The sequence below is a fragment of the Acinetobacter sp. TY1 genome (assembly GCF_048551395.1).
Lineage (GTDB): Bacteria > Pseudomonadota > Gammaproteobacteria > Pseudomonadales > Moraxellaceae > Acinetobacter.
On record NZ_JBLYZK010000013.1, the window covers coordinates 58,697 to 69,226 of the forward strand.

Here is a 10,530-nt window from a genome sequence, read left to right on the forward strand (position 1 = left end):
AGAAGAATTATTAAATACACATATTATCTAGGCTTTAGACTGTACATTTTACCGCCTGAGCCATGTATAAGATTACATCATTGGCAGTAACGACAGAAGTTAATGTCATTTGTAGGCAAGCTTTTTAAGTTCAACTAGATGCCGACTTATTACACGATTAGCGGCATGCATCATTACACGCATTGAAGCTTCATCATCTCCAAGTTGCATTGGCACAACCTGACTCATCGAAGGTGGAGGAGGCTTGCGATTTTCAGTCATAAAGTCTTTAAAACGTTTAACCATGCTGCATCTCTCAGAGTTTCTTAACAATAGAATTAAATTCTAATACACATAATCTCTTTATAGAAATCACATTTTCGCTCGAACCGAGTCAACAAAATGTAGCACTGTGGTCAAGCCACTAATAGTTTGAATCTGCTCAATTGGAACTCCTTTGGTCGCTTCATTATAGGAATTCATGAAGTAGTGAATCCATTCTGAATCTCCACCACTGAGTACATATACTGCACGATAAATATCAATGAGAATATGGCCAGTTCTCCTTGCTTAGTCGCAGGGTCGAGTTCAGGATTGGCTTTAAAACTACTGATAGTGTCACAATGCACCCCAATCACAGATGCAAGCTGTGCCTCTTTCAGGCCAAGCTGATCCGCAGTGTTAAGCAAGGATTTTGCTAACACTACTTTAGACTCTACATTAGATTGGGTAATATTTGTCTTCATAAGCTTCAATAAGATTAACTAAAATTTCCATTTCCTCAGCTTCAGGCGTTCCTTCATCTGCCTGAAAGATATTTTCTAAGCGAATAAAAGCATTCGTAAGATCATCATCACTTCTAATTGGTTTAATATCCATTATTTCCTCATTCTCATCGTGTCCTCCAATTCCTAAAATCCAGAAACAGGAGCGTAGACATCAATTTGATTACTTTATTGCTAGTCTGGTTCATCTATTATTACGTTGCCTTTTGCAAAGCAACCTTGACCAATTCAGTCAGAACTTTTTTTACTCATCGGCTCATTTAGTTTAGCAATACTTAGCCCATACTTATAGGCGTTGTATTGCCACACTACGAACTGTTCCAACAACAAAGCGTTCTCTTTTTCCAGTCTGGCATTCTTAACCTCCAAAGCTTCAATTTTAGTTTGAGCAATTTTTAAACTAGCAGGTAGTTTCTGTGTTGTAATGCTTTTAACCTTTGACACTTGTGGTTTTTTGCATTGATCATAGGCAGTCTTAATACGCACATATTTCTGTAAAGTTTGACGAGTTGGTGCAGGCACAAATTCGAGCTGTAGCTCAATGGCCTGACATAGCCGCTCCCAAGTCAATTTCTGATCTAAAGGCCAATAATCAAGAAGCTCAACTATATTCTCAATGTCTTTATCGGTTAAATGCTGTGCCATATCAAATCCATAAATCCATTTGCAATGCAGGACTGAGCAAATGTGGTTCATCCTCTATCTTTTTCCGTTGAGTATTCTCAATAACGGGGATACGTTTACGACCTGCTTTTTGATACGCTAAATCAAGATGTGTAACATCTTCCGAAGGCGGCAAACTTAAAGGCGTTCCATCAAGAATGTTTGGATCATCTAGTAGGGCAATTAACTGTTCACAACGTTTAATCGTAAGCTCTCTAGTCCCCAACCAGACCGTTGCACCAGTAACATTTTTACTAACAGCTTCCTTATCCTTTGCCCATAAGATTTTTTCTTTTCTAAGTCGATCTTGAAGTCGTTTTTTCTTTTCTTCATCCCCCTTAATACAGACATGTTCCGTACAATTAAGACAATTTCTATACTTTAGGCAGGGTTCATCAATATAAGAATGTGTACAAAGTCCAAACTCGGTAGTGTGCATAGACAATGTTGTTTTGGTATTTAGCTCTTGTAGAGTTCGAGGTGTAGCTATTTGGAATGTAAATGTACTATCAGTATTTACTGTACCAACCTCATTTTTCTGCATCTCAATTAAGCTATAATTACGATCTTCAACCGAAGTATGGTCATATACTCGATTTTGCTTCATATCAGCCCGCCCTGACCATTTAGCGAGTAACATGCTATCCATTCCATTGGTATTTGCTATCGTATTCAATAAATGTCGAAACTGATGGGTAGACATACTATAGTCACCATATCCCCACCGTTGAAAAATAGATTGGACATTTGATAACTCATCTTTTCCTCTTAATTTCTTTTTAGTTGGTGATAAATCTTCATTTAAAGTATCAATATGTGGTATCCATAATTCTGAGTAAATAGTTGGTTTATCACGATGGAATTGGTTTGCGAAACAACAAAATAAAGCTTCAGACCATTTAACCTGTACACCATTACTCGTTTTAAACGATATATAGGGAAAACCTTTAGGTAGTCTCTTTCGCAGAATAATATTTAAATCGTTGAGGCAGACTTCATAATCATCAATAGGTATATCACGAGTTCTTAAAAAACCTATTCCAGAATTATTTGCTTGACTGTCATCATATTGCGACACATCAAAGCCCATTGCCAACAACACTTCACTACGTTTTAACAATTGATCATCAGGCACTTTGGGACAAAGCTCATGTCTTGGAAATTTATCGCTTGTCTCAAGCAAGTATGCTAAACGTCTAGGCTTTTCTGACATCTTAATCAAACGTTTAATAGCCCGTTTGACCGTTGGAATCATGACACTTGGAATGTATTTAATGTCATACCCATAATTTTTCTGTGCATACCACCTGATACCTAATACTTTCTCAATATTAGAACCATCTGCCACAAGCCCTAAACTGCTCTTAGAAAGCGTTTGGACTTCTTCCTCACGGATACAATTATGCTTTAAGAAAAATAGCTCTGATGCTCGCTCAGGCGCAGCTAGAAGCAGGCTCACAGCACTGGTGACAAAAATATCTCTATCTGACAATTCTGAATCTTTGCGTGAGAAAATATCAGCTAGAGCAAAAATCGCATCCTCATCAGGAAGTTTAGATGCTCTATGTTCCTCTGACTCCTCATCTAGCACAATTGACTTATCAGCAGGTTTTTTAATTGGACTTTTCCATTCTGGTAAAGCTAATATTTTTAATTGGCGAAGAAAGTCTAAAAGAATCTTTAGCTGTCTACCCACATGGTAAGCAGAACTTGCTTTATAGTTTTCCTTTGCATTTTCAGCAGCCAAGTCAAAATCTGCAATAACCAATTTAGTTAAATCAACTTCACCATATCGGTCTAAGCATATTTGTTCTATTGCCCGAATTGAAAGAATCGTATCATGAGTTTTTAGCTTACTGTTAATTCTTTGATACTTAACATACACTTTGGCAAATTCTAGAATTGAATGGTGCAAAAGATTTTCAGGTGATCTATCTTTGGATGAAATACCCGTTTTGACAAAGTTTACTTCGCCTTTCCAATAATTCTCATCAAATTTAATATCTTTATTTAATTCTGATAACTGTTTAACAAAATCAATAAACCGCTTAATTTCGGAGTAAGGAGATTGGATTTTGTCAGATGGGAAATATATTAAATCATCCATGGTTGAACTCCTTACAAGCATCAATAACTTGCTGAACAGCAATAATTGTACGGTCATTCACGGTAGCGACTTCAAGGCTACAACCCATCGCAATTAGATCATCTCGCTCTTTAATTAATTGTTCTAGAACCAAATAATGAGGTGCATTTGCCCAAGGCATAAACTTGCTACATAGATAACATGCGATTGGTGCGTAATCGTTACAGTATTGATGTGTACCACATGAGCCAACGTCACAATCTTGTTCTACACAAGAAATTCTATTCGCCTCTTTAACTTGTGATTGAGCCTCAATCTCATCCTTTACAACTTTCCCCTGAAAAGCATCTGCATATTTGCGTAAGCTTTCATCCATGATGGATGAGATTTGTTGTGCAATTTCAGGAACACTCTGTACATAACAGTGTGCATTTTGCGTATCATGATGATCTAACAGCTTTGCAATGACATTCACACCTGCTTTTTGCCTAGCTGCATTTGTTCCAAGCGTATAGCGAAACCGATATGCAGTGATATGTATTGGTTTACCGGTTTCTCTTGAACGGACACCAAGTTTTTGAACAGCATCTCTCAATATTTGAGTTAATTTGATAGTAGGTAAATGAATAATTTCTGTTGGCAAAATTTGAGAAATTTCTTTTTCATTGCTCCAATCTAGATTGGCTAACACCTTAATATCATAGAAAATTGGTAACTCTGAAAGCTCCTGTTCAGATACTTCTCGCTTTATTTGCTTTGCTAATTTCTGTTTTAAAATTTGAATATGTTCAAATAAGATTTTCGCAATACTTTCCCGAATTCCCACTTCATTAAAAGCAAATCGGAATCCACTAGCACCTCTAACTTTAGCTCTCGGAATGTTAAGGATATGAACTGCATTTGTATCATTAAAATTATATTTATCCGACACATATAGGTCTTTCACCTTTAATCCTGAAATTTGAATTGGTCGTCTACCAGTCGCACAAAAAACACGAATTAGAGCAGCCTCATAATAGGAAATCTTATTTTCTGCTAAATATTCATTGGTTCTAGTGATAATTGTTTGAAATTCAAATGGGCTAAATGGGCCTTCATCTGGATCAAGGGAAAGGACTGCTGCTCCTTTTTCATTGCCATTCAATCTCCATGAATCCATTAGATCGTAAACTTCATCATCTACTGAGGAATAACCTAAATCATATAGTTTCTTCAAAAAGACTCGTAGCATAGCTACTTTGTATTCATCTTTTTTTGCCGAATAAAAATTTTTATAATTTAAAAGACCTTTAATTGAAAAATGATCCTCTCCTGTAATATCAAAATATTTACCAATATATTCGCACATGTTTGCTGTATGTGAACTTGAACTATACTTAGCAAAATGAACCAAAGTCATGACTACATCAGATTGGACAGAAAACTCAAAATTTCGTATACGAGAGATATCTATAGTTTTATTGATATCTAATACCCATTTCTGATCATCGATACTAAACTCATAACCTTTGAATGAGGTAAAAGTATTTTGCGACTTATCTAAACTATCGATTCGAATTGATTTATTCATTTTCATCCTCAAATTTTTCTTGGATACTTAAGCCAACCTCTACGGCACGCTTATTCTCTGCACGCCTTGAATATCTTCTTGCGCTTTGTGAGTTAGGTATCCACCCCATTAGATAAGCACGATCATTTTCAACTTGAGCTTCAGTTGTTTGACCTGTTGCTACTAAAAGTTGAGATTTCTCAGAAAATTTGTCATTCCAAGTATGTCTAAATGCATGTGCATGTACATTGAATAGAACAACTTTAGAAATTTCAGAAAAGATTTTATCTAGAGCTTTTATTGATAAAGGTTTACCTTTATTTGATAAAATCAAAAAGTCTGTTAGCTCTGCATGCGGTATGGCTGATCTATAATTTAAAATGTAAGTTTCTAATTTTTTCTTTAAGTTTTGATTGACTGCAATTGATCGACTTCTAGTTTTAACCAAAGGTTGATATAGCCTAGAATCACTGCCATCATGAGGATTACGCCTAATAGTAAGATATGATGTAACACCTTGAGAGGGAGTTATATCTGTAATTTTTAAATTTAATAATTCACCTTTACGACATCCAAGATATAAAAACAAATAGATAATTAGCTCATTTCTATAAGTAAGGTAATCTGAAGTCCAGATACGATTCTGATTATCAGGATCAACCGCCTTGAAAATTTTATTTAATTGATCACTATCAAAAGATTTGTATTCAGACTGAATATCCATGGACTTACGAGGTCTACGAGATTTTAACAAACGTTTTGTACTTGTTATTGCTGATGAATGAAGATGCGTCTCAAACCATCCAATATATTCAGCAAAATTAGTTAACCGCCTATATATTAATTGTTTAGATACATAGTCCTGAGTAACAACCAATTTTGCTCTAGATCGCTCTTTATTATTACTTTTTGGAAAACTTATGATCTTTTTTTTTGAATCTGCCCCACCTAATCGACTGCGATTGAAACTGGTTAAATTTACTAAAGCTTCGATTTCATTTAATTTTAAAAAATCTTTACTTGTTATCCTTTGTTCCAAGTCAATTCCTAACTTATCCAACAACTGAAAGAGCAACTTAATATCTTCCAAAATAGCAGAAATTGTATTGATTGATTGACCACGATTTCTTAGATGAATGATCGTATATAAATTTGGATAAGTCATAGGAACACCATCACTATTCAAAAGAACAGCGAATCTCTCACCACTACTCATTACAAATCTTTTAACAGACATCATGATTAAATTTAACAAAATATCTAAGTGTTAAATATCATAAAATATAATTAAAAAAATTTACAGAACTATTTCTAGTGTCTGTAAATTTCTTTTGTAACTAACTACTAATAAAGAATAATTTTATAAACTTTACAAAACATGGTCTCTAGTAGGTGTCAAAAAATTAAATCATCATCACATTAATAAATGTTACTAAAGAGCCTATGTTCTCAAATAAATATAAAACCCTCTTGTTATTTTTCATTTCGAGAATAAAAATATCCTACCAAAATTTTGAGATCTAAATCACACAACCAAAAAGTAAATATATTACTTTTTAACCTTTACATATTCAAAATTCGAGTATAAAAATAGAAACTATAAGAAATAGATGATGGATCATATTTCTACAATAGGCACATTGGCATAAATTATGCTTAATTTAAAATATAAGCTAATCACAATTTGCCAAAACTAAATAATGATGGAGACATGAAAATGAAGCAGTATTCGACAAAAATTTTAACCACCGCATTAGGCGTTCTTATCGCGGGTGGAGCATTTTCACAAGTTCAAGCAGCAGATACCATTTCAAAGATTAAACAATCAGGCAAAGTTATTATAGGATATCGTGAATCTTCCGATCCTATTTCATATGTGGTTGGTGGAAAACCAATGGGATATGCTATTGATATTTGTAATAATTTTGCGAATGAACTCAAAAAATCTTTAAAGCTTCCAAATTTAAAAGTCGAATACAAACCAGTAACGTCATCGACCCGTATTCCTGAAATGTTAGCGGGTAACATTGATATGGAATGTGGTACGACAACAAATTCTATTTCACGTCAGCAACAAGTTGGTTTCTCAACCAACTACTATGCGACTGAAGTTCGCATGGCTGTAAAAGCAAATTCTCCGATTAAAACCATTGCTGACTTAAATGGTAAAGCCGTTGTGACGACACAAGGAACAACCTCTGACAAATACATCAAAATGGGTGAGAAAGGTCAAAAAGTAAATGTCAATAATGTCTATGGGAAAGACCATTCTGACTCATTTGCAATGGTTGCCTCAGGTCGTGCTGCAGCCTTTGTGATGGATGACAACATTCTTGCAGGACTCATTGCCAAATCTTCAAATCCAAAAGAATTTAAAATTGTCGGCCCTGTATTATCTTCTGAACCATACGGCATCATGATTCCAAAAGACGATCCTGCATATAAAGCGATTGCTGACCGTGTCGTTACAGGCATGTGGAAAAATGGTCAAATGGCTGCACTATACAAAAAATGGTTCTTATCACCAATTGCACCAAAAAATGTCAATATGAATATGCCTATGAGTTCATCTTATAAAGCTCTCATGGCAAAACCAACAGATGCCGGAATTAATTGATTGATCTAATGTGCAAATAAATCGCATTTTATATTTTTTGCACTATATGAGAACAATCATCGGTAGGTCAAAACATTAACCTGTTTTGACCTCTCATTATTTTATAAAAATACAATTATAAGGAGCACACATGTCTGTTGGCTCACTCAATTGGACAGCATATTGTCTTCCTTCCAACGAATATGCAATGGATAAAGCCGCTTGGGCTGAATCCATCTGTAAAGTTATCGGTGGTGAAAGTTACTCCCCTGTTGCTGAAGCCCCGACTTGGCTACAACTCCTAGGTTCAGGTGTTTGGACCATGATTTGGACAGCACTGATTGCCTTTATCATCGCATTCACACTTGGCTCACTCATTGGCATTCTCCGCACATTACCCAATAAAGGATTAGCTTTTATTGGTACATGTTATGTCGAGTTGTTTCGAAATATCCCATTGATTGTGCAATTATTTTTTTGGGCATTCGTTTTTCCCGAGCTCCTTCCACTTAGCCTCAGTACAGGTAGTGGAGAAATGGTCAATGGTGGTTGGTGGCAAAATATTTTAAATGATAAACCTGCCGTGATCGGTGTTTTTGCACTAGGACTGTATACAGCTGCACGAGTTGCAGAACAAGTTCGTGCAGGGATCAATACCGTATCACGTGGACAAAAAAATGCAGCCTATGCGATGGGTTTTAGCCAAAGCCAAAGCTACCGCTATGTAATTTTGCCTGTTGCCTATCGTATCGTTTGGCCAACGCTAACTTCTGAAGCAATGAATGTCTTTAAAAACTCAGCCATTCTCTATGCGCTAAGCATCTTAAACTTCTTTGCTTATACTAAAACTATGCGAGAAGAAACTTCTCAGGATATTGTCATTCTGATTCTCTCAACACCCGTTTATTTAGTCATCACCTACTGTATTAAATACTTTATGGCATGGATTGAAAAACGAATGTCCGTACCTGGACTTGGTTCGGGAGGTAAATAATCATGGATTTTAGTATTTTACAAAATCAGGATGTCATCGATACACTGATTGCAGGTTTCAAATTTACAGTAACCGTAACGATACTTTCTATCATTGGCGGGATTTTAATTGGTACACCACTAGCAATGATGCGTCTCTCGAATAATAAAATTGCGAGCAACTTTGCAAAATTTTATGTCGATTTCTTTCGTGGCGTACCATTAATTCAAGTAATTTTTATCTTCTATTTTCTATTACCTAAATTTTTCGATTTTCAATCGGATATTTATTATGGCCCATTGTTTTCAAGTGTCGTTACTTTTGCCATTTTTGAAGCGGCTTTTTTCTCAGAGATTGTCCGTTCAGGTATTCAATCTGTTTCCAAAGGTCAGGTTAATGCAGGTTATGCCCTCGGCTTTACTTATGGCCAAACCATGTCAAATGTCGTTTTGCCACAGGCATTTCGTAATATGTTACCAGTCATTTTGACCCAATCTATTGTTCTTTTCCAAGATGTTTCATTGGTTTATGTGATTAGCGCACCTGACTTTTTAGGCAATGCAAATACACTCGCCAATACTTACGGTTCAGAAACTAAAGCGACATTCTATCTCATTGTTGCGATTGTCTATTTCTGTATATCCTTTGCGCTATCACGCCTCGTGAAGCATTTACATCAAAAAATCGCAATTATTCGCTAATAGGAGAATCAATATGCCAATGATAGAAATACAACAAATCTCAAAATGGTATGGAGATTTTCAGGTTTTAACCGACTGCACTACATCCATTGAAAAAGGCGAAGTTGTCGTTGTTTGTGGACCTTCAGGTTCAGGTAAATCAACTCTGATTAAAACAGTCAATGCACTAGAACCATTCCAACAAGGCAATATTGTTGTTGATGGTACAACACTGAAAGATCCTAATACCAATTTAGCCCAATTTCGCTCACGTGTAGGCATGGTTTTTCAACACTTTGAACTCTTTCCACATATGACCGTACTTGATAATCTTATGATTGCACAAGTAAAAGTCCTCAATCGCCCTAAAGAAGAAGCACAGAAAAAAGCACTTGAATATCTTGATCGAGTCGGGCTAATTGCCCACAAAGATAAATTTCCAGGTCAACTTTCAGGTGGTCAACAACAACGTGTCGCTATTGCACGCGGACTGTGTATGGATCCTGTCTGTATGCTATTTGATGAGCCAACCTCTGCACTTGACCCGGAAATGGTCGGTGAAGTCTTAGAGGTCATGACTCAACTGGCAAAAGAAGGAATGACCATGATGTGCGTAACTCATGAAATGGGCTTTGCACGAAAAGTTTCAAGTCGCGTAATATTCATGGATCAAGGAAAAATTTTAGAAGATTGTGCAACAGATGACTTTTTTAATAAACCTGAAGAACGCCACGAACGCACGAAGTTTTTCTTAGAAAAAATTTCAATGGTGCATTAATCTCATATTTAAAGAATAAATAAAAAGCAGATCAGACGATCTGCTTTTTTGTACGTAAAAACTTACAAAGACTACCGTAATTAACATCTGTTCCGATTTTATGATCAATCGTATTCTACTTGTATAGGGAACAGGAAGTTTCCCAGACAAAAAACAACAATAATTGGTCTGATTAACAGGAAGTAAGGTAGAACAGGAGTTCACCTAATACATGTATATAAAGAGAACCTCATCAGGAAGATGGGGTTCTTTTTTTTATTACGCAGTTTTTATGAATTGAACCTTATAAGTTCATGAGATACTCAACAATCTGTTGCTGATCGGCCATTTCAGCGAGCTGTAGTGCTGTATATTCACTTTTATAGTGCATCTGCGCCTTGCTGAATAAGTAATTGAACAATCTCGAAATAACCATTTTCAGCGGCTGCCTGCAATGTACTA

The 10,530-nt window shown here is 35.8% G+C and carries 11 protein-coding genes and 1 pseudogene; 4 read left to right on the top strand and 8 right to left on the bottom strand.

Annotation, left to right across the window (positions count from 1 at the left end; genetic code table 11):
* Positions 1 to 105 precede the first annotated feature (105 nt).
* The 7 genes from ACK2M2_RS09675 to ACK2M2_RS09705 all read right to left on the bottom strand — a co-directional run bounded on the left by ACK2M2_RS09675 (position 106) and on the right by ACK2M2_RS09705 (position 6,302).
* Positions 106 to 285 carry a hypothetical protein gene (locus ACK2M2_RS09675; RefSeq protein WP_308957209.1) on the bottom strand — a complete coding sequence of 60 codons (180 nt, stop codon included), beginning with the start codon at positions 283 to 285 and terminating at the stop codon, positions 106 to 108.
* Between the two features lie 66 nt (positions 286 to 351).
* Entirely contained in the window at positions 352 to 462 is a 111-nt protein-coding gene (locus ACK2M2_RS09680; RefSeq protein ID WP_264673824.1) for an MbcA/ParS/Xre antitoxin family protein, read from the bottom strand.
* Positions 463 to 699: 237 nt separating this feature from the next.
* Positions 700 to 858 carry a hypothetical protein gene (locus ACK2M2_RS09685; protein ID WP_017396150.1) on the bottom strand — a complete coding sequence of 53 codons (159 nt, stop codon included), beginning with the start codon at positions 856 to 858 and terminating at the stop codon, positions 700 to 702.
* 134 nt (positions 859 to 992) lie between these two features.
* Positions 993 to 1,409, bottom strand: coding sequence for a hypothetical protein (locus ACK2M2_RS09690; RefSeq protein WP_168397430.1), 417 nt, complete (start codon positions 1,407 to 1,409; stop codon positions 993 to 995).
* A gap of 1 nt (position 1,410) precedes the next feature.
* Positions 1,411 to 3,534: an integrase gene (locus ACK2M2_RS09695; RefSeq protein ID WP_419347895.1), complete on the bottom strand. Its 2,124-nt coding sequence runs from the start codon at positions 3,532 to 3,534 to the stop codon at positions 1,411 to 1,413.
* Positions 3,527 to 5,083 carry a site-specific integrase gene (locus ACK2M2_RS09700; protein WP_419347897.1) on the bottom strand — a complete coding sequence of 519 codons (1,557 nt, stop codon included), beginning with the start codon at positions 5,081 to 5,083 and terminating at the stop codon, positions 3,527 to 3,529. The genes ACK2M2_RS09695 and ACK2M2_RS09700 overlap by 8 nt, the downstream gene beginning before the upstream one ends.
* Positions 5,076 to 6,302, bottom strand: a complete 1,227-nt coding sequence (locus tag ACK2M2_RS09705; RefSeq protein WP_419347900.1) for a site-specific integrase — start codon at positions 6,300 to 6,302, stop codon at positions 5,076 to 5,078. The genes ACK2M2_RS09700 and ACK2M2_RS09705 overlap by 8 nt, the downstream gene beginning before the upstream one ends.
* A 477-nt stretch (positions 6,303 to 6,779) precedes the next feature.
* Here ACK2M2_RS09705 and ACK2M2_RS09710 point away from each other — a divergent pair, with 477 nt between their 5' ends.
* The 4 genes from ACK2M2_RS09710 to ACK2M2_RS09725 all read left to right on the top strand — a co-directional run bounded on the left by ACK2M2_RS09710 (position 6,780) and on the right by ACK2M2_RS09725 (position 10,089).
* Entirely contained in the window at positions 6,780 to 7,679 is a 900-nt protein-coding gene (locus ACK2M2_RS09710) for an amino acid ABC transporter substrate-binding protein (RefSeq protein WP_409512277.1), read from the top strand.
* 130 nt (positions 7,680 to 7,809) lie between these two features.
* Positions 7,810 to 8,652, top strand: coding sequence for an amino acid ABC transporter permease (locus ACK2M2_RS09715; RefSeq protein WP_409512278.1), 843 nt, complete (start codon positions 7,810 to 7,812; stop codon positions 8,650 to 8,652).
* Between the two features lie 2 nt (positions 8,653 to 8,654).
* A complete protein-coding gene (locus ACK2M2_RS09720; RefSeq protein WP_419347902.1) occupies positions 8,655 to 9,332 on the top strand; it encodes an amino acid ABC transporter permease in 678 nt (225 codons plus the stop codon).
* A gap of 13 nt (positions 9,333 to 9,345) precedes the next feature.
* Positions 9,346 to 10,089, top strand: a complete 744-nt coding sequence (locus tag ACK2M2_RS09725) for an amino acid ABC transporter ATP-binding protein (protein WP_409512280.1) — start codon at positions 9,346 to 9,348, stop codon at positions 10,087 to 10,089.
* A gap of 283 nt (positions 10,090 to 10,372) precedes the next feature.
* Here ACK2M2_RS09725 and ACK2M2_RS09730 read toward each other — a convergent pair.
* A pseudogene (locus ACK2M2_RS09730) lies at positions 10,373 to 10,530 on the bottom strand (ankyrin repeat domain-containing protein); the annotation flags it as partial.

What these genes read in the sequence shown, in the direction of transcription:
- ACK2M2_RS09675 (WP_308957209.1), bottom strand. Translation starts at nt 285, where the DNA reads ATGGTTAAACGTTTTAAAGACTTTATGACTGAAAATCGCAAGCCTCCT.
- ACK2M2_RS09680 (WP_264673824.1), bottom strand. Translation starts at nt 462, where the DNA reads ATGAATTCCTATAATGAAGCGACCAAAGGAGTTCCAATTGAGCAGATT.
- ACK2M2_RS09685 (WP_017396150.1), bottom strand. Translation starts at nt 858, where the DNA reads ATGGATATTAAACCAATTAGAAGTGATGATGATCTTACGAATGCTTTT.
- ACK2M2_RS09690 (WP_168397430.1), bottom strand. Translation starts at nt 1,409, where the DNA reads ATGGCACAGCATTTAACCGATAAAGACATTGAGAATATAGTTGAGCTT.
- ACK2M2_RS09695 (WP_419347895.1), bottom strand. Translation starts at nt 3,534, where the DNA reads ATGGATGATTTAATATATTTCCCATCTGACAAAATCCAATCTCCTTAC.
- ACK2M2_RS09700 (WP_419347897.1), bottom strand. Translation starts at nt 5,083, where the DNA reads ATGAATAAATCAATTCGAATCGATAGTTTAGATAAGTCGCAAAATACT.
- ACK2M2_RS09705 (WP_419347900.1), bottom strand. Translation starts at nt 6,302, where the DNA reads ATGATGTCTGTTAAAAGATTTGTAATGAGTAGTGGTGAGAGATTCGCT.
- ACK2M2_RS09710 (WP_409512277.1), top strand. Translation starts at nt 6,780, where the DNA reads ATGAAGCAGTATTCGACAAAAATTTTAACCACCGCATTAGGCGTTCTT.
- ACK2M2_RS09715 (WP_409512278.1), top strand. Translation starts at nt 7,810, where the DNA reads ATGTCTGTTGGCTCACTCAATTGGACAGCATATTGTCTTCCTTCCAAC.
- ACK2M2_RS09720 (WP_419347902.1), top strand. Translation starts at nt 8,655, where the DNA reads ATGGATTTTAGTATTTTACAAAATCAGGATGTCATCGATACACTGATT.
- ACK2M2_RS09725 (WP_409512280.1), top strand. Translation starts at nt 9,346, where the DNA reads ATGCCAATGATAGAAATACAACAAATCTCAAAATGGTATGGAGATTTT.